This is a genomic window from Evansella halocellulosilytica, assembly GCF_002335745.1.
In the GTDB taxonomy this organism is placed as follows: Bacteria; Bacillota; Bacilli; order Bacillales; family Salisediminibacteriaceae; genus Bacillus_CA; species Bacillus_CA halocellulosilytica.
This window is the reverse complement of record NZ_NIST01000001.1, coordinates 3,866,055-3,889,271: the sequence shown is the minus strand read 5'-3', so window position 1 is coordinate 3,889,271 and position 23,217 is coordinate 3,866,055. Positions and strand designations below refer to the sequence as shown.

Sequence of the window (23,217 nt, the reverse complement as noted above, 5' to 3'; positions counted from 1 at the left end):
CTTTGCAATAAAGGTTTTTTTTTCCTAAAATCAAAGTATTCATGTATTAAGAGAATAAAGTTTTCTAACAATATGAATGTATACCTAGTTTTTAAATAAGGAGGGAAACGAATTGAACGATAAACAAATGCATACCTTTACCTCAGGTCCGCTCCAAGTGCATGTCTTACCATCAAAAACATATAAAACAAATACGATCCTTATTCATATGAGAGCGCCACTTGATGAAGAGACAGTGACGAAACGAGCACTATTGCCTTACGTATTACAAAATGGGACAGAACGACACCCTTCTAGACAGCATATAAGAAGAGCGTTAGACGAGTTATACGGTGCAACGCTAAATGTCGATGTTAGTAAAAAAGGTGAATCCCACTTAATGACGATTCGTTTAGATGTTGCAAATGAAAAATTCCTAAAAGATAAAGAACCTTTATTAGAAAAAGGAATTGAACTGCTTGCGTCCGTACTTCTTTCTCCGACAGGTGATAATGATCGCTTAGATAAAGAAATTGTTGAAGGTGAAAAGCGGACATTAAAACAAAAGCTTGATTCGGTTTATGACGACAAAATGCGATATGCAAATAAACGATTAACAGAAGTTATGTGTGAGAAAGAACCATTCGGTCTTTTTGTATTAGGGGATAAAAATAAAGTCGACGACATTGATGAGAAGTCGCTTTATGAATATTATGAACACGTATTATTAAATGACGTTATTGATATGTACGTATTAGGTGATGTTAATGAAAACGACATGAAAAATATGATCGAGAAATATTTTATTTTCCCAGAAGGTAGTAAGCGACCGAGTGAAAAAAATAAAAAAGTCGAACATAAAGCGATCGAAGACGCAAAAGAAGTGATTGAAGACGAAGATATTTCTCAAGGGAAGCTCCATATCGGTTACAGAACAGGCGTTACTTTCGGTGACGATGATTATTTCGCTCTTCAGCTTTTTAATGGTATTTTCGGTGCCTTTTCTCATTCTAAGCTTTTCGTTAATGTGAGGGAAAAAGCGAGCTTAGCTTATTATGCAGCTTCAAGAGTTGAAAGTCATAAAGGTTTATTAATCGTCATGTCTGGAATTGAATCAAATAAATACGATGATGCAACTGAGATTATTTTTAAACAAATGGAAGATATGAAAAATGGTCAATTTACTGAGGATGATATAGAGCAAACGAAAGCGGTGTACAAAAATCAACTGCTTGAAACGATGGATGTACCACGAGGATTAATCGAGCTTACTTATCATAATGAGCTGACTGAAAATATAAAGCCGATTAGTGAGTGGATGTCTGAAATCGACAAAGTGAACAAAGAGGATATCGTGCGTGTTGCCGAAAAGGTACAGCTTGATACGGTTTACTTCTTAAAAGGGAAAGGAGGTCATTCTAATGAATAGAGTTACCTTTGACCAACTGCAAGAGACACTTTATGAAGAAAAGCTGCCAAATGGATTACAAGTATACGTCCTACCAAAAGAAGGATTTAATAAAACATTTGCAACGTTTACGACGAAATATGGTTCCATTGATAACAACTTTATTCCGTTAGGAAAAGAAGAGGCTGTAAAAGTTCCTGATGGAATTGCACATTTTCTTGAGCATAAATTGTTTGAGGATGAAGAAGGTGATGTTTTTCACCAATTTAGTAAACAAGGGGCTTCTGCAAACGCATTTACGAGCTTTACGAGAACGGCCTATTTATTTTCAAGTACAATGAACATACAACAAAATATTGAGACACTATTAAATTTTGTACAAAAACCTTATTTTACTGATGAATCCGTTGAAAAAGAGAAAGGAATTATCGAACAAGAAATAAAAATGTATGAAGATAATTCTGATTGGCGGAACTACTTCGGGTTAATCAGTAACTTATACGAATATCACCCTGTTAAGATTGATATAGCCGGCACGGTAGACTCGATATATAAAATTACAAAAGAGCTTCTATACACTTGCTATGAAACGTTTTATCATCCGAGTAATATGGTCATGTTCGTTGTTGGGAAAATCGATCCAGAAGAAGTGTTAACATTAATTAGAGAAAATCAAGAAGGCAAGTCGTTCGAAGAACCAAAAAAAATTGAACGTTTTTTTGAGGCAGAGCCTCCAGAAGTTCATAAGAAAAAAGAAATTATTAAAATGAATGTCAATACAGGCAAATGCCTTGTCGGATATAAAGACAGAGAGCCTAAACGACAAGGGGAAGAGTTGTTAAAGCATGAACTATCGATTCAACTCTTACTTGAAATGGTGTTCGGACAGAGTTCAGAAAATTATCAAACGTTGTATAAAGAAGGGTTGATTGACGACTCATTTTCTTTTGACTATTCTGGTGAATATGGCTTTGGATTCTCAGTAATCGGTGGTGATACTCATAAGCCAGAGGAATTAGCAGAAAGAATTAACGAAATGGTGACTGAATTTATGGATAGTGAACTTGATGATAACCTTTTGGAGAGTATACGTAAAAAGAAAATCGGAAACTTCCTCCGATCTTTAAACTCTCCTGAATTCATTGCAAACCAATTTACGAGGTACCAATTTAATGATATGAACCTTTTTGATGTCATTCCTGCATTAGAAAAAATAACGAAGGACGATTTACTTTCAGCGAGGAAAGAGCACTTTAACGTTGACACGCAAATGAGTCAATGTTTCGTCGTACCAAAAGGGGAATAGAAAAGATTGAAACAGACAGTCTTAATTATGGGAGCAAGTGGAGATATTGGGGGCGCGATTGCACGAAATTTAGCTGAAGCTGGATATTCCCTCATATTGCACTATAACCGCAACGAGCATGCTGTCAAGCAGTTAACTGAGTACCTATATGAAACATTCAATGGAGAGTATTTCTTATTTCAAGCAGATTTTAATGACCCCTATCATGTAGCAGAACGAGTAAAACAGTTGCCGATATCCCCTGATATTGTTATTTATAACAGTGGTGCTTCACATGTTGGGTTAATAACGGATGTAAATAAAGAAGAGGTAATTGAGCAAATTAATATCGGGTTAACAAGTCCGTTTTTTATTACTCAATCGATCTTGCCGCATATGATCCAAAAGAAAAAAGGGAAAATCATTGTTGTTTCTTCAGTATGGGGGTTAACAGGTGCTTCGTGCGAAGTGTTATATTCAATGATCAAAGGCGGGATGAACACCTTTGTTAAAGCCTTAGCTAAAGAGGTAGCAATCAGTGGGATCCAAGTAAATGCTGTTGCCCCTGGTGCTATTGATACGAAAATGCTTGCACACTATACAGCAGAAGAGATAAATGATCTTGAGGCAGATATTCCTGCTGGAAGGCTTGGTTATCCAGAGGAAGTTGCGCACCTTGTTACATTTTTATGCTCAAGTCGAGCTGAGTATATTAATGGTCAAGTGATTTCTGTAAACGGAGCATGGTACACATAAATCATTTCATGTTTATGTATATCTTTCCTTTCTTGTGAAAAACTAAGATCGAAATTACTACAAGGAGGAAAGAACTATGTCTGTTTTAGATAATTGGGAGCAATGGAAACACTTTTTAGGTGACCGTCTTGATCAAGGAAAACATGAAGGTATGAACAATCAAGTGATCTCAGATGTAGCATATCAAGTTGGTGAATATTTGGCAGAACAAGTTGAACCAAAGAATGAACAAGAAAAAGTGTTATCTGACTTATGGCATGTTGCTTCTGAAGAAGAGCAGCATGCAATTGCGAATATGATGGTAAAACTCGTCCAGCAAAATCAGTAATTATTGAAAAGTGTCGTCTAAAAACGACACTTTTCTTCAGTTTGGTTTTCGAATTTATTTATTGTATATACTCTTATGAACCTGTTAATTTCGTTTTTTGTAAAGTAGCTGTTCATTTTATATGAATCACAATTACTAGTGCTCGGGTTATTATTACTAATAAGGGATACGAATCATTCGAAATTGGAATAATGGGTAATTTCTGTCATTTTGTCGGTCATTCATCATAAATTGTGGAAAAATGTATAGATTTGCAATTCTATTTAAGAAATCTCTTTTAATAAATGAAAAAATCAATTATGATTAGTGGTAAGAAGGAGTCCCTTGAAAATCTCTCTCAATTAGGAAGGGGTTTGATGATGGAAGAAAAAGAGTGGTATTTAGAATATCAGATCCATGAAAACAGGCCAGGTTTACTAGGGGAAATAGCCTCATTATTAGGTATGCTTCGAATTAACATTATTACGATAAACGGGGTTGAACATCGTCGCCGTGGAATGCTAATTAAAAGCCAAAATGATGAAGCAATTATGCGCTTAAAGTATATATTACAAACGATGGATGTTATTACTCTAAGAAAGATTAGAGAACCAAAACTGAGAGACCGCTTAGCTGTCCGCCATGGACGTTATATTGAGCGAGATGAGGATGAAAAAAAGATCTTTCGTTTTGTACGTGATGAATTAGGTCTGCTCGTTGATTTTATGGCTGAATTGTTTAAGAAGGACGGGCATCGGCTAATTGGTATTCGAGGGATGCCTCGAGTTGGAAAAACGGAATCAGTCGTGGCTTCAAGTGTTTGTGCAAGCAAGCGGTGGTCATTTCTATCGTCGACATTGTTAAGACAAACAATTCGTAGTCAATTGGCAGATGACGAGTTATCAGAAGATCACATTTATATTATCGATGGGATTGTATCAACGATGAGAGCGTCGGAACGTCATCATATGCTCGTAAGTGAAATTATGAGGTTGCCAGCAACAAAGGTAGTTGAACATCCGGATATTTTCGTGAGAGAAACTGAATATACACTCGATGATTTTGATTACATTATTGAGCTGAGAAGCGAAGAAGGCGAAGAAATTACATATGAAGCTGTAGATTCAAGCTTTTCGTCTTTTGATATTAGTTAGTTGGTAGGTGTTAGGATTGTCTGAATTAGGTCAACGATTAAAAGCTGCAAGAGAAGAAAATGGGTTTTCATTAGAAGAGTTGCAGACAAGAACAAAAATTCAAAAGAGATATTTAATAGCCATGGAAGATGGAGACTTTTCAAGACTGCCCGGGGAGTTTTATGCTAGGGCATTTGTGAAAAGTTATGCAGAAGCTGTAGGTCTGAATCCTGAAGTGCTCTTTGAAGAACATAAGGATGAACTTCCTCAGCCGAAAAAAGAACCGGCAGAGTTACCTACAAGAGTGAATCGTTCGAAACCGAAAGTTGTTAAAAAGAAATCAAAAACGGCAACTCTTGTACCTACTCTCATTGCTGTCTTATTTATTCTTTTAATTTTAGGTGGAGTATGGATGTACGGTCAAAATAATGATACAGACCCTACTGGGGTTTCTCGGGATGAGTCGCAGGGAGATTCGTCTGTTGATATTGACGATACCATTACAGATGACGATGATGATGAGACAGAAGAAGAGGATGAAAACGAAGAATCAGCTGCTGAAAGCGAAGAAGATGATGCAGAAGAGGAAGAAGATCATGAAGAGCAACCTCAAGTCATCACTCTCGAATCAACTGAAGGGTATACTTCAACGTTTACACTTTCAGATACTGATGAATTTGACGTACGTATGGAAGTAACTGGTCAGAGCTGGATCGAAGTTCGAGACTCCGATAATTCTGCTTTAGTATCACAAACGTATGATGACGGTGATGAAATCACGTTCGATTTTAGTGATGAGTCAGAAATTGTATTTAATTTAGGTAGTGCAGCTACTGTAGATATTTACATTAATGATGAGCTATTTGAATACCCAATTGAAAACACTCGTCAATACATTATCATTGAGTTTGAACAGTAATCTGCGAAAAAGCCGTTTCTCTTAACGGCTTTTTTTCGTCGATAGAAAGTTCATATTCTAGTTGTCCTTCATAGGTGTCTTAATCACCCTTTTATAACTAACATTCGCAATATAGTTGTTATTTTGGTAAAATTAATAAAGCTTATGAAGCTTCTGGAAAAAATACAGTTTAGAATGTAAAATCTTTCTTAACCTAACTTTAAAGTGACGGCGAATTGTTTTATAAATTCTTATAGTATAAAATAATTGTCTTTAACGATTACAAGGAGGAATACTGTGAACGTACCAAATCAGATTACAATATCTCGAATTTTTTTAATCCCTGCATTTATGATTTTATTAATTGGTCCTTTTCAGTGGGGAACAATTGATTTATTTGGTGCGGAAATTCCGTTACATCATTTTATTGCTGCGATCATTTTTATCATTGCAGCGTCTACAGACTGGCTTGATGGATACTATGCAAGAAGGTTTAACCTTGTAACAAATATGGGGAAATTTTTAGACCCATTAGCAGACAAGCTTCTCATTACTGCTGCATTTGTTTCATTAGTCGGAATCGATATGTTTCCTGCTTGGGCAGCGGTGTTAATTTTAACACGAGAATTTGCAGTTACAGGACTTCGATTAGTTGCATCAGGTGAGGGAGTTGTCATTGCTGCCAGTAAATGGGGCAAATGGAAAACAGTTAGTCAAATCGTTGCAGCAGCAGCGATAATGCTGCATAATATAATATTTGAATTAATAAACATTCCATTCGATACGTTAATGGTTTACGTAACAGTTGTGCTCACTGTATGGTCTGGAATCGATTATTTCTTAAAGAATATGCATGTCTTTCAACAAACGAAGTAAATAAGGGTGGAGAATAGATGAACGCTGAAATTGTTGCAGTAGGTTCAGAGTTACTGCTTGGACAAATTGATAATACAAATGCAACATATTTGTCAAAGCAGTTAAACCAATTAGGGATCAATGTTTATCACCATACTGTTGTAGGTGATAATATGGAACGACTTCATGATGTACTACATACAGCAATCAATCGGTCAGACCTTGTCATTACTACAGGTGGACTCGGTCCGACAAAAGATGATTTAACGAAAGAAACATTGTCTAAACTGTTAGACAGGCGATTGATCTATGATGAATCGACTGAGCAGAAAATTACCCGCTATTTTCAAGAACGAGAGAAAGAAATGACTGCTAATAATCGAAAACAAGCGTTAGTGATTGAAGGGTCAACAATTATCGCTAACAATTTCGGCTTAGCGTGCGGCATGTTTTTGAAGCATGAGGGATCAGCGATTATAATGTTGCCAGGACCTCCGAAAGAACTGATCCCAATGTTTGAAAATGAATGCATTCCTCTTATAAACGAGCGATTCACAAAAACTGAACAAATACAATCTCGTATCCTTCGTTTTTTTGATATAGGTGAATCAAAATTAGTTGATATCCTTGATAACCTTATAGAAAAACAAGAAAACCCAACGATTGCACCACTTGCTTCTGATGGAGAGGTGACATTGAGGCTAACAGTTAAAGGTTCGAATGAAATGAACAACAAAAAAATGTTAGACGATCTGCAAAAAACGATTGTACGTCGAGTGGGTCAGTATTTTTATGGAACTGGTGATGGTTCGCTACGTGAATCAGTTATTGCAGAATTACGAAAAAAGAATTTAACGTTGTCATCTGCGGAAAGCTTAACTGGGGGCTTGTTTGCTGCTGAGATGACTTCTGTAAGCGGAGCAAGTGAATGTTTCGTGGGAGGGCTTGTTACTTACACTAATAAGTTGAAGCAGGAGCAACTTAGTGTTTCCGAAGAACTTTTAAATACGCATGGAGCGATAAGTCATGAGTGTGCAAAAGAAATGGCTGACAAAGCTAGAATAAAAACCGGAAGTGACCTCGCTGTTAGTTTCACTGGTGTTGCTGGGCCAAAAGAAGCCGAGAAAAAATCACCAGGATTAGTCTACATAGGATTATCGTCAAAAGATGAAACTACATCTTTTGAATTGCATCTAGCAGGTCATCGTTCTGTGATTCGTGAGCGTTCTGTTAAGTATGGACTTTATAATCTGTTAAAATGGTTACGGAAGGACTCATAATAACTATTAATCAATATTTTCGTATGAAAAATGTTTTCATGCTATTTCACAACTGTGACAGTTAGTCGATATTAGTGGAGGAAAAATGAAACGTATCCACGTGACTATTATGATATAAGACAATTAAAAAGGTGGATGAATAAATGATGAAATTTGAAGACTTTCAAATCTCAAATGATATTAAAAAAGCAATTAAAGATATGGGGTTTGAAGCCCCTTCTCCAATTCAAGAGCGAGTAATTCCTGAAATCTTGAAGCGTGTTGACGTAATTGGTCAGGCTCAAACAGGGACAGGGAAAACGGCTGCTTTTGGGATACCGCTTCTAGAACATGTTAAAGATACACGAAATATCCAATCATTAATACTTACTCCGACAAGGGAGTTAGCCATACAAGTAGCTGGAGAATTACAAAAGCTATCAAAGTATAAAAAAGTTCAAACATTACCGATTTATGGCGGACAATCAATTGGTCACCAAATTCGTGCTTTAAAACGTGGTGTACAAGTCGTTGTCGGAACACCTGGTCGAGTACTTGATCATTTAAACCGTGGTACATTAAAGCTTCAGCAAATTCATACACTCATATTAGATGAAGCTGATGAAATGCTTGATATGGGCTTCATAGATGATATTGAAAAGATTTTGCACCAGGTAAACCGTGAGCGTCAAACGCTTCTCTTTTCAGCGACAATGCCGCCGCCTATCCGAAAACTTTCAAATAAATATATGAAACAGCCGAAGCAGGTTACGATTAGTAAAGGCGAAGTAACAGCTCCTTCAATTAATCAAGTGTATTATAAAGTGTTAGAGAAAAATAAGATTGATTCTTTATGTCGGATTATAGATAGTGAAACGATTGATTTAGGAATTATTTTCTGCCGCACGAAAAAAGGGGTAGCAGAATTAACAGAAGCACTTCAGGCAAGAGGCTATATGGCCGATGGTTTACATGGAGACTTAACTCAATCCCAGCGTGATGGAGTAATGAAGAAGTTCCGTGACTCATCGATTGAATTTCTAATTGCGACAGATGTTGCAGCAAGAGGAATTGACGTTGATAACGTATCACATGTCATTAATTACGATATTCCTCAAGACCCGGAGAGCTATGTACACCGAATCGGCCGAACAGGTAGAGCTGGGCGTGAAGGATTTGCTCTCACTCTAGTTACACCAAGAGAAATGAAACATTTACGTTCGATTGAATCAGAAATTAAGATGTCTATTCCAACTCAAGGTCTTCCTTCTGTAGAAGAAGTTGTTGAGAAACAACAACATACGTGGAAAAAGCAGATTATTGATTTAATGGGAGAAAATGAAGAAGTAAACCTTTATGATGACCTAGTCAATGAATTATTAGAGGACCACCCGCCTAAGGAAATTATTTCTTCATTAATGAAGCTAGCATTTTACAGTCATACAGACCTTGATGATGATGGATACGATTTCGGAGATACAGGTGCACAAAAAGGTATGACCCGTTTCTTTATTAATGTTGGACGTAACGTCGAATTAACACCGAAAAAAATCGTAGAAGAAGTATCCCAGTTAGTCGGAATTTCTCAAAAAGCTATTGGTCGAATTGATATTTTTGATAACTTCACCTTCCTTGAAGTTCCAGAAGAAGTAGCGCCTTTTGTATATGAAGGACTTAAATATTCACGATTGAACGGAGCAAGGATTAACCTAGAGCCTGCAAAGCCTAGACCGAAAAGAAAATAAAATAAATAATTATATTCACGCTGGCTGTAACCGGCAGCTCTTTCAAGGACGTGCGTTTGTAAGAGCATTGTCGGTTAAAGTCAGCTTTTATTTGCAATTTTACATGTATATGATAAAAAATACGAACGAATGTTTGCAAATCTATTGGCAAATAGAATAAAAAGAGTTAAGATATACGTAGACAAAAACAAAAAGTACTACCACTTTATATACATAAAGGAGAGAGATAAATGTCAGAACGAAAACAAGCATTAGATATGGCATTGCGTCAAATAGAAAAGCAGTTTGGTAAAGGGTCCATTATGAAGCTTGGTGAACAGACAGATCAGCGTGTCTCGACTGTCTCCAGCGGAGCATTGGCACTGGATATCGCATTAGGAGTTGGCGGCTATCCGAGAGGGAGAATTGTTGAGATTTATGGACCAGAATCTTCTGGTAAAACGACCGTAGCATTACACGCAATTGCAGAAATTCAACGAAATGGCGGACAAGCGGCATTTATTGATGCAGAACATGCATTAGATCCAGTTTACGCACAAAAACTAGGGGTAAATATTGATGAGCTCTTACTATCTCAACCTGATACTGGAGAACAAGCACTTGAAATAGCGGAAGCGCTCGTAAGAAGTGGAGCGGTAGATATGATTGTTATCGATTCCGTTGCTGCCTTAGTACCGAAAGCGGAAATTGAAGGGGAAATGGGCGACAGTCATGTCGGACTGCAAGCTCGATTAATGTCACAGGCATTAAGAAAGCTGTCTGGGGCTGTGAACAAATCAAAAACGATTGCTGTATTTATTAACCAAATCCGTGAAAAAGTCGGCGTAATGTTTGGAAACCCTGAAACGACTCCCGGCGGTCGCGCTTTAAAATTCTATTCCTCTGTCCGTCTTGAAGTTCGACGTGCTGAGACGTTGAAACAAGGAAATGATATGATCGGGAACAAAACAAAAATTAAAATTGTAAAGAATAAAGTTGCGCCTCCTTTTAAAACAGCAGAAGTTGATATTATGTATGGTGAAGGAATTTCGCGCGAAGGCTCACTTATTGATATCGCAGCGGATCTTGATATTGTCCAAAAGAGCGGTGCTTGGTATTCTTACGACGGTGAGCGCCTTGGCCAAGGGCGAGAGAATGCGAAGCAATTTTTAAAAGAGAATGCTGACCTCACAAGTACGATTGAAAGACAGATTCGCGAATACCACGAGTTGGATTCACCAAAGGAAATACCTGCAGAAGACCAGGTTGATGAGCAGGAAGACTTATCGTTAGACTTAAAATAAAAGGAACACACTATATACGTAAAAAATAAGCACAATAAAGTGCTTCAGATTGTCGAGAAGGGGCTGGGACAAAACAGTCTCAAATTAAGTAAAAAACGGTGTCAATTATCGCTTTTCGATAGTTGGCACCGTTTTGTTGACCTAAAATAGGTTGATGAGACTGTCGGGCGGTGTACTTTCTCAAGTTCACCGCCATAAGTGCAAATCCTAATTCATTTTTTACCTTCTTTTTGCCTCTCACCGACGTTCGGGTGAAATGCAAATTAGCCTTCAGAAACCCGAAGACTGGCTCGACATCGATTTTACGTTTCCCGTAAATCTCGCCTGTTTTCTGTTCCGAAAGCACTTCACGAATATAAGCTTTTTGGTTCTCCCATTTTTCATTGTAATAAACCTTTCGGTTATTTCCCTCTTTGGCCTTTGTACATTGTGCCCGCAAGGGACACTCGGAACAGTCTTCACATTCATAAACCTTAAACGTGCGTTGAAACCCTGCTTTATCTGTCTTATTCGAAGTATACCGGAAATTTACTCTCTTACCATTTGGACAGATAAATGTTTCACCCTCCTGATCAAAATGCCAATTGGCTACGTTAAAAGCATTGTTTCTATACGCTTTTTTCTTCTCTTTTCGATACATGCTGTAGGTGATGAGTGGCATCCGTTGGCGGTTGTTTAACACATCATCATAATTCTGTTCGCTGCCATAACCGGCATCCGCAACGATAAATGATGGCAACGAAAAGAAACCTTTTTCAATTGTATTCAAAAAAGGGATCAACGTCAGAGTATCAGTTGGATTTGGAAATATGTCATAAGCGAGCGTATATTGTCCTTCGGTTGCAATTTGAAGATTATATCCGGCTTTCAGTTGACCATTCTTCATGTAGTCATCTTTCATCCGCATAAACGTGGCATCATGGTCTGTCTTGGAATAGCTGTTTCGATCTCCCAGGGTCGCAAGATCCTGCTTGTATTTTTGTTTACGCGCGGCAAAATCCTTGAACTTTTTACGGTACTGTTTAGGTGCTTTCCGTTCTGAGCGAAGTTGTTTTCGTTTCTGTGTGTCTTGAGTCGTTTCAATCCGGTTATCGTAACCTTCAATGGTTTCATCCAACTTCTGAACGACCTCTTCGAGCTCCTTGTTAGACAGTTCTTTTTGGCTATCCCGTTCTATTGCAGGAATGATCTCATGTTCTAGAAGTTCCTCATAGAGTTGATTGGATTTCTCAACTAAACGGGTGCTGTACCTTTCAACGGATTTACGCCAGACAAACGTAAACTTATTTGCATTTGCCTCAATCTTTGTGCCATCGATGAAGATCGATTCATCTTCAATCACCTTTTCTTTAACCAGCTGACAACGGAATTGAACGAAACACTGACGTAGTAATTCTTGGACTTCATGGTGTACCCTAAAACGGTTGATCGTACGGTAGCTTGGTTCATACCCTTGCGCCAGCCACATCATCCGAACACTGTCTTCCCATACATGCCTTGTGAGAACTTTTTTATGATTTTTGGCTTTCGTACATTGGTTAAGCAGGGGACAGTTTACACATTCTGCAGGGTTTGAATGGTATTAACGATAGCCTTCGCGGTTCGTTGTAGCGTAAGATAAGGTGCTACCATTAGGGCATGTATAAGTATCCGTCTCTTTGTTATAGGTAAATTTCCACTTTGGCAAATACCCCTTTTTAGGTATGAAGCGGCGATGTGCGATAACCCCCATAATATGGCGATCTTCTAACCCTTTACATAAGGGAATGGTTAAGTAGCCCGCGTCTAATCCGACAGCTTGCACATTGAAACCAAATGTCTTTATCTGACGGTCCAGTCGATTTAAATACGGCAGGGAATCATGGATATTTCCTGGTGTTAAATGAACATCAGTAATAATATTAAATTTCATGTCTGTTGTCCGATGGTCTAAATAAAAGAACCCTTCGGGCTTTCCATCCCTGAACATATCGCCGCTTTCTTTATCTGTCGTACTGACTTTAATCTCTTTTTCTTTTATCTCTTTCCGGTAAGGGCTTTTTTCCATGTGCTTTTCGATCCTCCTCAACCGCTTTATTTAGATCTTCTATGTACACGCGTGTTTCAACTTGAACCGTCTTCTTAGTGAATTTCCGCTTATTTGCGTTGGCTTTAAGGTGGGTAGAATCAGTAAATAGAGCTCTCCCGCCAACCATACGATGCTGCATAGCCAGAAGAACGGTCTCATCAAATATCTCTTGAAAAAGTCTGTTTCTTTAAACCGTTTATGCCGATTGAAGCTTATGGTGGAATGGTGAGGAACCGAATCAGTTAGACTTAATCCTAAAAACCATCGATAAGCAATATTTGTCTCAATTTCTTTTTCTAACTGTCTTTCAGATCGGATACCGTAAAGGTATCCAATAAACAGCATTTTAAAAAGCATAACCGGATCAATTGGTGGGCGACCGTTATCTTCACTGTAGTAAGGTTTTACTTTGTCATATATGAAGGAAAAATCAATTGTGGCATCAATTTTTCTTAGTAAGTGGTCGTCTGGGACTAACTGATCGATAGAGACCATTTCGAGTTCAACTTGTTTTGCACGAATGGGGCGTAACACACGCTCACCTCACGAGTGGTTTTATCTATATTATACTATATTTACCTGAATAATCAGATAAAACTGATGAAAAAATAACCATCATTTCTAAATAGGAAACGATGGATGTTCTAGGTTGATTGAAGAACGAAAGGCGGCGACTCCAATGGGATCAGCGCAGTCTGAAAATCCATTCTGAGGATGCTTCGCTGAGTCAGAATTAGTTGAAGACAAGCCCCATGGAAAGCGTCCGCCGGGAGGGATGAGATCGTGAGATATCATACTTTTCTTTAAAAAAAAAGGCTGTTGAGAAAACTTTCTCAACAGCCTGGAGCACAATAAAGTGCTTATTTTTTACGTTATTTTTAACCATTGTGTCAACTAACCTAAAAGGTTTAAAGTATTTAACTAGAGCAAAAGTCATCGTATTCTCTGAAAATGTTGAAACGGTATAACAGATTAGGTGTATCAATCTTACCAATGCTTGACATTGTTACATATGAAGCATACAATTAGAAAGAATACTGCCTTAACCATACTCATACTGTATGAGCTGTGCTGGATGTATGCATAATTTTGTAATATGAAGGCTCTGTTATAGGTGGCTGTTGATTGTTCGTATTGATATTATTAGTGCAAATTCCGACATTATACGTAAAGGTATAGTATGATGTAACTTTATGATTGACGCTAAAGTTAACAAAAAAGCTCGGTGACAAGTGCTTAATAAATTTTCCGACACGGGCAAAACAACAGTAATTTTAACACAGCTAAATGAAAACGAAGAAACAAATGAAACTAGTTCCAACAAGAAATAGCATGAGGAGGTGAATCAGTCTTGGATAGCCTGATCGTTCAAATCCTCATTTTGCTATTCACTGCAGTAATCGTTTTCTTGATCGGATACTTCGTTCGCAAATCCATCGCAGAAGCCAAAATCTCCAGTGCGGAGCAGCTGGCACGTCAAACGATAGAAGATGCTCGGCGAGAAGCAGATTCCAGTAAAAAGGAAGCGGTTTTGGAAGCGAAAGATGAAGCTCATAAAATCCGTATGGAAGCAGAGCGTGAAGTTCGCGACCGCCGAAACGATGTTCAAAAGCAGGAAAATCGATTAGTTCAAAAAGAAGAAGTATTGGACCGTAAAAGTGAAACGTTAGACAAAAAGGAAGAGTCTCTCGAAAAAAGAGAAGATGAATTGTCAAAACGTCAAAAAGAAATCGACGAGATGAATAGCAAAGTCGAGGAGTTGCTTAAAGAACAAAAACAAGAATTAGAACGTATTTCTGGCTTTACGAAAGACGAAGCACGTGAAATCATTATGAAAACGATGGAAGATGAACTAATCCATGAGAAAGCAATAATGATTAAAGATGCCGTTACGAAAGCAAAAGAAGAGGCTGATAAGAAAGCGAAAGAAATCTTATCATTGTCTATTCAACGTTGTGCTGCTGATCACGTAGCTGAAACGACCGTATCTGTTGTTAACTTACCTAACGATGAAATGAAAGGTCGAATCATCGGTCGAGAAGGGCGTAATATACGTGCACTTGAAACATTAACAGGAATCGATTTAATAATCGATGATACACCTGAAGCCGTCATATTGTCTGGATTTGACCCGATTCGCCGTGAAATTGCAAAAACAACACTCGAAAAACTTGTTCAAGATGGACGTATTCACCCTGCTCGAATAGAAGAGACAGTGGACAAGTCTAGAAGAGAAGTAGACGAAATGATCCGTGAATATGGTGAACAGACGACTTTTGAAATGGGAATTCACAATTTGCATCCTGACCTTATAAAAATATTAGGTCGTTTGAAATTCCGTACAAGTTATGGTCAAAATGTGCTTAAACATTCCATGGAAGTTGCCCACCTTGCTGGCTTGATGGCCTCTGAACTTGGTGAAGATGTTCAACTTGCACGTAGAGCAGGACTTTTACATGATTTAGGGAAAGCAATTGATCATGAAGTTGAAGGAAGTCATGTTGAAATTGGTGTTGAACTCGCAACAAAATATAAAGAACATCCAGTGGTAATTAACAGTATCGCTTCCCATCACGGAGATACAGAAGCAACATCTGTTATTGCAACGTTAGTAGCTGCAGCGGATGCCTTATCGGCAGCAAGGCCAGGTGCCCGCCGTGAAACACTAGAAACTTACATTAAACGACTTGAGAAGCTAGAAGAAATTTCTGAGTCGTTTGAAGGTGTAGAAAAAACATATGCAATTCAAGCAGGTCGTGAAGTACGTATAATGGTGAAGCCTGACTTCATTAATGATGAAGATTCGTATCGACTCGCTCGAGAGATTACAAAGAAAATTGAAGAGGAGCTCGATTATCCTGGGCACATTAAAGTAACCGTCATTCGTGAAACAAGGGCAGTTGAGTATGCAAAATAAAGTGGCAAATTGCCACTTTATTTTTATACATAAAATGACTTGATCTAATCTTTATTTAAACGTTTATAGGATACGAACTTGCCTTATACTATATTCAAATTGAGTTATACATATTTATAATCGTATACGTTAAAACATATGATGTGGACTTATCATTTTTATGATTAAAAGGAGCTATTAATAATGAAAATCATGTTTATAGGTGATGTTGTTGGATCGCCAGGCAGAAATGCTTTAAAGGAGTATTTACCGAAATTAAAAAGTAAACACCGACCAGATTTAACGATTGTAAATGGGGAAAACGCTGCTGGAGGTAAAGGGATTACTGATAAGATTTATCATGAAATCAAGCAATGTGGTGCTGACGTTATTACACTTGGTAACCATGCTTGGGATAAAAAAGAAATTTTTGATTTTATTGATGATGTTGACGATCTCGTCAGACCGGCCAATTTCCCGGAAGGAATACCAGGTAAAGGATTTTTAATTAAAAAAGTAGGCAACCAAAAAGTGGCAGTTGTGAATGCACAAGGCAGAGTATTTATGAATGACAATGATTGCCCATTTCGTAAATTAGAATCGATCGTAAATGAAGTAAAGAAATCAACACCGATTATTTTTATCGACTTTCATGCTGAAGCAACGAGTGAAAAACAAGCAGTCAGCTGGTTTTTAGATGGTCAAGTTTCTGCTGTAATTGGAACTCATACACACGTGCAAACGGCAGATGAGCGTATACTACCTAAAGGAACGGCATATTTATCGGACGTTGGAATGACAGGCCCGTATGATGGTATATTAGGCATGGAACGAGAAGTGATCGTAAATCGATTTTTGACAAATTTACCAGCAAGGTTTGAAGTAGCTAAAGGTCGGGTACAATGTAATGGAGTCATTATAAATGTAAATAGTAAAAGTGGTGATGCTGAATCAATTCAAAGAATATCAATCAATGAGGATCGCCCATTTTTTGATTAAACATCATAAAAAGTTAATGTTTTGAATATATACAAAAAGAGGAACAAATACACTAATCAGTCTGCTCATTATCATCATAGACGTAATAGAGGTTTCTATTTCGCTATGTAGATATGACTTATAAACCACCATTTAATCCAATAAGGAGGTACTGAAGTGGAAGTATTAAAAGTTTCAGCAAAATCCAATCCTAATTCTGTTGCCGGTGCTTTAGCTGGAGTCATTCGTGAAAGGGGAGCTGCAGAGATTCAAGCCATAGGTGCAGGGGCACTAAACCAATCGGTTAAAGCAATTGCTATAGCTAGAGGGTTTGTTGCTCCAAGCGGGATTGATCTCGTTTGCATCCCAGCATTTACAGACATTCAAATTGATGGTGATGAGCGTACAGCGATTAAATTAATTGTTGAACCTCGATAAAAAAGTTGAACCTGCTCTTATCATTTAGCAGGTTCTTTTCTTTCGGATAAGAATGGTTATAATTGCAATAATTAAATAGCAACAAAGAAGGATAAAAACCTTTGTGAAAAAATAGGACATCCCCTCATTCTATCTTTCGGACCATTTTTATTTAATGGCAATGGATATGTAAAGTCCAATCAACTGTATGAAACTTCGAATATAATAAAGGAGTGTGCATATCAATCGTCAATATAGAGGGAATTTCGAGCTTTAAGTACGGTTGAAAAATGTGGTACAATAAGATTGCTAAAACAGATAATTTGAAGGTAAATGCTTCAACAAGAATCATATATCATCCATGTGTACTTTTACTTTTATTTCTGTTTATTAAAGCCGTTTTGCAGTGTTCGGTGAAAAATCAAGGTTCATTAAAACACTGAAAAACTGATCGGTTCTAACAGTAATAGGTTGGATAAACATGCAAATGAATGTGTTCACATTCACATGTGAGAGATTGTAGTATTGCTAGATTAGAAGGGGTGGAGGAAAACATGATCAATCAACTTTCATGGAAAGTTGGCGGACAGCAAGGTGAGGGAATTGAAAGTACGGGAGAAATATTTTCTACCGCGCTGAATCGACTAGGCTATTATTTATATGGATATCGCCACTTTTCATCTCGAATTAAAGGGGGGCATACGAATAATAAAATTCGTGTAAGTACAGCACCCACTAATTCAATTTCTGATGATTTAGATATCCTTGTGGCATTTGATCAAGAAACGATTGATGTTAACCATCATGAGCTAGTAGCAGGGGGAGTCATTATTGGGGACAGTAAGTTCTCACCGATTTTACCAGAAGGAAGTAATGCTATCTTATTTTCAGTTCCGTTCACAGAAATTGCATCTGAATTAGGGACCTCATTAATGAAAAATATGGTCGCAGTTGGAGCTTCTGGAGCTTTATTAGGGATAAAAGCTGAGGCTTTTAAGTCTGTTGTTGAACAAATTTTTTCAAAAAAAGGTGCATCTGTCGTTGAGAAAAACATGTTGGCGATTGAAGAAGGAATGAATTACTTTTTGAAAGAATCAGAAGGCGCAATAGGAGATTTTCAACTAGCAAAAGCAGACGGGGAAAACCGGATGTTTATGATTGGTAACGATGCGGTAGCTTTAGGAGCTCTAGCTGGCGGGGCGAGATTTATGCCAGCTTACCCGATAACGCCTGCTTCTGAAATTATGGAATATTTAATTAAGAAATTGCCTGAGTACGGTGGAACAGTCATTCAGACAGAAGATGAAATCGCCGCATGTACAATGGCTATCGGAGCCAATTACACAGGTGTTCGATCATTAACTGCTTCAGCAGGTCCGGGATTGTCATTAATGATGGAAGCGATCGGTTTAAGTGGAATGACAGAAACACCACTCGTTGTTGTAGATACACAAAGGGGCGGTCCAAGTACTGGTTTACCGACAAAACAAGAACAATCTGATATTCTAGCAATGATTTTCGGTACTCACGGTGAGATTCCGAAAGTTGTTTTTGCACCGTCTACGGTAGAAGAAGCTTTTTACGATACAGTAGAAGCATTTAACATTGCAGAAGAATATCAAGTTCCGGTTATTATTATGACTGATCTAGCTCTCTCATTGGGAAAACAAACAGTCGAACCGTTAGACTTTAGTAAAGTGGAAATCCGCAGAGGAAAACTTGAATTAAATGACTTACCCGAACAAGAAAATAAAGAATATTATAAGCGGTATGCTTTAACAGATGATGGGATCTCTCAGCGTGTCTTGCCTGGGACAAAAAATGGATTACACCATGTAACAGGTGTAGAACATAATGAGCAGGGCAAACCGTCTGAAAGTGCAGTGAATCGAAAAGAGCAAATGGATAAACGAATGAGAAAGCTATCCACATTAGTTAAACACTTTCCAACACCGGTTTATAAAGATGAAAAGCACGATGAAGCCGATTTATTAATATTAGGATTTAATTCTACACGCGGGACGATTCAAGAAGCAATTCCACGTTTAGAAAAAGACGGATTGAAAGTCAATCACGGCCAAGTCAGATTATTACATCCATTCCCGACTGAAGAAGTGGAAAGTATGATTAAAAAAGCGAAAAAAGTTGTCGTTGTAGAGAACAATGCAACTGGTCAATTATCTCAGCTCGTAAAAATGAACTTATGTTACCCTCATATACAATCGGTCTTAAAATACGACGGAAACCCATTTTTACCAAAAGAAATTTATCAACAATGTAAGGAGTTGTTTTAAAAATGGCCACATTCAAAGACTTTCGAAATAATGTGAAGCCTAACTGGTGTCCTGGGTGTGGTGACTTTTCAGTACAAGCGGCAATTCAAAGAGCTGCTGCAAATGTCGGGGTTGTACCTGAAGATTTAGCTGTCGTGTCTGGTATCGGATGTTCTGGTAGAATATCAGGGTATATTAATTCTTACGGGTTCCACGGTATTCACGGAAGATCTTTACCGATTGCTCAAGGAGTGAAAATGGCAAATCGTGACCTTACTGTCATTGCATCTGGAGGAGACGGTGACGGTTTTGCAATTGGAATGGGTCATACGGTACATGCTATTCGCAGAAATATTGATGTCACGTATATTGTGATGGATAATCAAATTTATGGGTTAACGAAAGGTCAAACATCACCTCGAAGTGACATGGGCTTTAAAACGAAAAGTACACCAGACGGTGCAATTGAGTCTGCATTAAATGTTATGGAATTAGCGATCTCCTCTGGTGCTGGATTTGTCGCACAAAGTTTTTCACGAGATTTAAAAGAGTTAACATCACTCATCGAACAAGGGATCAACCATAAAGGCTTTTCATTAATCAATGTATTTAGCCCGTGTGTCACATTTAATAAAGTAAATACGTATGACTGGTTTAAAGAAAACTTAACATCTTTAGCTGAGGTCGATGATTATGATCCACATGATCGTACGAAAGCTATGAATACATTAATGAATTACAATGGCTTAGTGACAGGTCTCATTTACCAAGATAAAGAGAAACCATCTTATGACTCCTTAGTAAAAGGGTATAAAGATGAACCTCTTTCCGATCAGTCGCTTGAGCTCGAAGAAGAGCAATTTAACAAGTTAGTTTCTGAATTTATGTAATCAAAGAACTAAATCAAATGAATGGGCTGTCCTAGTATTTTGAGGGCAGCCCATTTTTATTATATTCTTTGTAAACCACAGGCTATGCCTGTGTGAAAATAAACCTTTAAGGGTTGTATTCGTAAGATCTCTTGCGCGAAAATGGAAGCGCTTACTTAAACCATTTTGTATACGTGAGATGGACTGTTCTGTTTACGAGAACAAAAGATCATGCTAAAATAAACATAGTTTAAGTTTGCTATCTTTTGTAAATGTAAATGCTTACAAAGATTATTAGTTTATTATAATTGGAAGGCGTGAAGCACAGTGACAAAAATGATGAAAGCGATCGTTAAAGAAGGGCGTGCACCAGGCGCTACTTTAAAAGAAGTCCCTGTCCCGACGATTGGGGACCAAGAAGTATTAATTCAAGTGAAAGCTACTTCCATCTGTGGTACAGATGTTCATATTTATGCTTGGGATGAATGGTCCCAAAGCCGTGTAAATCCTCCTTACGTTTTTGGTCACGAGTTTTCTGGAGTCGTTGTAGAAAAAGGAAAACTCGTTAATAATGTAGAAGTAGGTGACCATGTATCTGCGGAAACCCATATCGTTTGTGGCCATTGTCCGCAATGTTTAACAGGGCAAGCGCATATTTGTGCGAATACAGAAATTATTGGAGTAGATCGTGATGGATGTTTTGCCGAGTATGTGGCACTGCCAGCAGAGAATATGTGGAAAAACGACCCTGAACTACCTTTTGATGTCGCTAGTGTTCAAGAGCCAATGGGAAATGCTGTACACACCGTACTAGCAGGTGATGTTGTCGGTAAAACAGTAGCGGTTATTGGCTGTGGACCGATTGGTATTATGGCAGTTGGTGTTGCAAAAGCAGCAGGTGCATCACAAGTTATTGCTTTTGACTTAAATGATTATCGACTGGAGTTAGCAAAAAATATGGGAGCAACGACTGTCGTTAATTCAATGAACGAAAACCCGCTCTCTGTTGTAAACAAATTGACTAAAGGTCAAGGTGTTGATGTCGTCTGTGAAATGAGCGGACATCCAGTTGCAATGGATCAAGGTTTTAAAATGGTTACAAATGGAGGAAGAGTCTCTATTTTAAGTCTCCCTGTAAAGCCGGTAGAAATCGATGTTACAAACGATATCGTATTTAAAGGTATTACTGTTCAAGGGATAACAGGACGGCGTATGTATGAAACATGGCAGCAAGTATCTGGATTACTTGAATCTGGCCAAGTTGACGTGAAACCAATGATCACTCACCATTTTTCACTAGAAGAGTTCGAAAAAGGGTTCGATTTAATGATTAAAGGTGCATGTGGGAAAGTGGTATTACACCCTTAAGTTGTGAAGAAAACTTTCTTAAAAATGTTAGGCACTGTTATAATGTGAATGTTGATTTTAGCAACAAGAGTGAACAGAGCTGAATGTAAAAATGTAAAATGGGAGGAAACATGAATGAAGGGCTTTGAATATTTACAAGAAGAATTAAATGAAATGAAAGAGGAAGGGGTATTTCGTTCTCTCGTACCATTAGAATCTGATCAAGGTGCTAAAGTAACGATTAACGGAAAAGAAGTCATTCAACTCTCTTCAAACAACTATTTAGGCTTGACTACACACCCTCGTATGAAAGAAGCAGCATTAAAAGCTGTTGAAAAATACGGAGCAGGTACAGGTTCTGTTCGAACAATTGCTGGAACATTTTCCATGCACGAACAGTTCGAAAAGAAACTAGCAGAGTTCAAGCATACAGAAGCAACGTTAGTGCTACAATCTGGTTTTACCGCAAATCAGGCAATTTTATCTTCTATTTTAACGAAAGAAGATGTCGTTATTTCTGACGAACTAAACCATGCATCCATTATAGATGGGATTCGTTTAACTAAAGCAGCGCGTAAAATTTATAAACACGTTGATATGGAAAGCTTAGAAGAAGCATTAAAAGATACACAGCAATACCGAAAGCGTCTAGTCGTAACAGATGGTGTGTTCTCAATGGACGGTAACATTGCTCCTCTTCCTGAGATTGTCGAGCTATGTGAAAAATATGATGCACTCATTATGGTAGACGACGCTCATGCGAGCGGTGTATTAGGTCGAAATGGTCGAGGTACTGTTGATCACTTCGATTTAAACGGTCGTGTTCATATTCAAGTCGGTACATTAAGTAAAGCAATCGGTGTACTCGGTGGATATATTGCAAGTACTCAAACTGTCAGAGACTATCTTATTCATAAAGGCAGACCGTTCTTATTCAGTACATCCCATCCGCCAGCGGTAACAGCTGCTTGCTCAGAAGCGATTGATATTTTACTTGAGGAACCAGAACGAATTGACCGTTTATGGGAAAATACAAAATTCTTTAAAGATGGCCTTCACGCACTTGGCTTTGATACAGGTAAAAGTGAAACACCTGTCACACCAGTCATTATAGGTGACGGTGCAAAAGCGCATCAATTATCAGACAAGCTTTTACAATATGGAGTATTTGCTCAAGGAATCGCTTTCCCTACAGTTCCGAAAGGTCAAGCACGTGTTCGAACGATCGTGACTGCAGACCATACGAAAGAGCTTTTACAGGAAGCATTAGACGCATTTGAAAAAGCAGGTAAAGAACTTGAGATTATTTAATGCTAGAAGACGGTGGATGAAATCCATCGTCTTTTTACAAAAATAAGAAAGTATATCATTTTTCTCATGGATAGTTGTCTAGCTCTAAAGAGCATTTACATCACGAGCTTCCACACGGATGTGGGGACTTCGGCGTTCCCGTAGGACGCG

The 23,217-nt window shown here is 38.0% G+C and carries 17 protein-coding genes and 1 pseudogene; 17 read left to right on the top strand and 1 reads right to left on the bottom strand.

Annotated elements, in window-relative coordinates; translation table 11 throughout:
* Positions 1 to 127: 127 nt before the first annotated feature.
* The 10 genes from yfmF (at position 128) to recA (ending at position 10,908) form a co-directional block, all read left to right on the top strand.
* Complete coding sequence (gene yfmF, locus CD001_RS18440; protein ID WP_096190678.1) at positions 128 to 1,408, top strand: EF-P 5-aminopentanol modification-associated protein YfmF; 1,281 nt, start codon at positions 128 to 130, stop codon at positions 1,406 to 1,408.
* Positions 1,401 to 2,693: an EF-P 5-aminopentanol modification-associated protein YfmH gene (yfmH, locus tag CD001_RS26070; protein ID WP_142303614.1), complete on the top strand. Its 1,293-nt coding sequence runs from the start codon at positions 1,401 to 1,403 to the stop codon at positions 2,691 to 2,693. Before yfmF ends, yfmH begins: the two co-directional genes overlap by 8 nt.
* A 6-nt stretch (positions 2,694 to 2,699) precedes the next feature.
* Complete coding sequence (ymfI, locus tag CD001_RS26065; protein ID WP_257009859.1) at positions 2,700 to 3,428, top strand: elongation factor P 5-aminopentanone reductase; 729 nt, start codon at positions 2,700 to 2,702, stop codon at positions 3,426 to 3,428.
* Between the two features lie 76 nt (positions 3,429 to 3,504).
* The gene (locus tag CD001_RS18430) at positions 3,505 to 3,756 is read left to right on the top strand and encodes a DUF3243 domain-containing protein (protein WP_096189065.1); all 252 of its coding nucleotides are present in this window, start codon (positions 3,505 to 3,507) and stop codon (positions 3,754 to 3,756) included.
* Between the two features lie 359 nt (positions 3,757 to 4,115).
* Positions 4,116 to 4,889, top strand: a complete 774-nt coding sequence (locus CD001_RS18425) for a DUF3388 domain-containing protein (RefSeq protein ID WP_096190677.1) — start codon at positions 4,116 to 4,118, stop codon at positions 4,887 to 4,889.
* A gap of 16 nt (positions 4,890 to 4,905) precedes the next feature.
* Complete coding sequence (locus CD001_RS18420; protein WP_179298814.1) at positions 4,906 to 5,787, top strand: helix-turn-helix domain-containing protein; 882 nt, start codon at positions 4,906 to 4,908, stop codon at positions 5,785 to 5,787.
* A gap of 276 nt (positions 5,788 to 6,063) precedes the next feature.
* Entirely contained in the window at positions 6,064 to 6,642 is a 579-nt protein-coding gene (gene pgsA, locus CD001_RS18415; protein ID WP_096189063.1) for a CDP-diacylglycerol--glycerol-3-phosphate 3-phosphatidyltransferase, read from the top strand.
* Between the two features lie 17 nt (positions 6,643 to 6,659).
* Positions 6,660 to 7,901, top strand: coding sequence for a competence/damage-inducible protein A (locus tag CD001_RS18410; RefSeq protein ID WP_096189062.1), 1,242 nt, complete (start codon positions 6,660 to 6,662; stop codon positions 7,899 to 7,901).
* A gap of 143 nt (positions 7,902 to 8,044) precedes the next feature.
* A complete protein-coding gene (locus CD001_RS18405) occupies positions 8,045 to 9,625 on the top strand; it encodes a DEAD/DEAH box helicase (protein ID WP_096189061.1) in 1,581 nt (526 codons plus the stop codon).
* A gap of 230 nt (positions 9,626 to 9,855) precedes the next feature.
* Positions 9,856 to 10,908 carry a recombinase RecA gene (recA, locus tag CD001_RS18400; RefSeq protein WP_096189060.1) on the top strand — a complete coding sequence of 351 codons (1,053 nt, stop codon included), beginning with the start codon at positions 9,856 to 9,858 and terminating at the stop codon, positions 10,906 to 10,908.
* A 79-nt stretch (positions 10,909 to 10,987) separates the two neighbouring features.
* On the opposite strand, the pseudogene CD001_RS27380 reads toward recA, so the two are convergent.
* Positions 10,988 to 13,510: pseudogene (locus tag CD001_RS27380) on the bottom strand (IS1182 family transposase).
* A gap of 826 nt (positions 13,511 to 14,336) precedes the next feature.
* On the opposite strand from CD001_RS27380, the gene rny reads away from it, so the two are divergent.
* From rny to CD001_RS18360, 7 genes are all read left to right on the top strand, one after another.
* On the top strand, positions 14,337 to 15,893 hold the full coding sequence (rny, locus tag CD001_RS18390) for a ribonuclease Y (protein WP_407081149.1): 1,557 nt from the start codon (positions 14,337 to 14,339) through the stop codon (positions 15,891 to 15,893).
* A 183-nt stretch (positions 15,894 to 16,076) separates the two neighbouring features.
* Positions 16,077 to 16,871: a TIGR00282 family metallophosphoesterase gene (locus CD001_RS18385; RefSeq protein WP_096189058.1), complete on the top strand. Its 795-nt coding sequence runs from the start codon at positions 16,077 to 16,079 to the stop codon at positions 16,869 to 16,871.
* Positions 16,872 to 17,027: 156 nt separating this feature from the next.
* Complete coding sequence (locus CD001_RS18380; RefSeq protein WP_096189057.1) at positions 17,028 to 17,288, top strand: stage V sporulation protein S; 261 nt, start codon at positions 17,028 to 17,030, stop codon at positions 17,286 to 17,288.
* A gap of 533 nt (positions 17,289 to 17,821) precedes the next feature.
* Entirely contained in the window at positions 17,822 to 19,561 is a 1,740-nt protein-coding gene (locus CD001_RS18375; protein ID WP_096189056.1) for a 2-oxoacid:acceptor oxidoreductase subunit alpha, read from the top strand.
* Positions 19,562 to 19,563: 2 nt separating this feature from the next.
* Positions 19,564 to 20,430, top strand: a complete 867-nt coding sequence (locus tag CD001_RS18370; RefSeq protein WP_096189055.1) for a 2-oxoacid:ferredoxin oxidoreductase subunit beta — start codon at positions 19,564 to 19,566, stop codon at positions 20,428 to 20,430.
* Between the two features lie 306 nt (positions 20,431 to 20,736).
* Entirely contained in the window at positions 20,737 to 21,777 is a 1,041-nt protein-coding gene (gene tdh, locus CD001_RS18365; RefSeq protein ID WP_179298813.1) for an L-threonine 3-dehydrogenase, read from the top strand.
* Between the two features lie 114 nt (positions 21,778 to 21,891).
* A complete protein-coding gene (locus CD001_RS18360; protein ID WP_096189054.1) occupies positions 21,892 to 23,067 on the top strand; it encodes a glycine C-acetyltransferase in 1,176 nt (391 codons plus the stop codon).
* Positions 23,068 to 23,217: the final 150 nt, after the last annotated feature.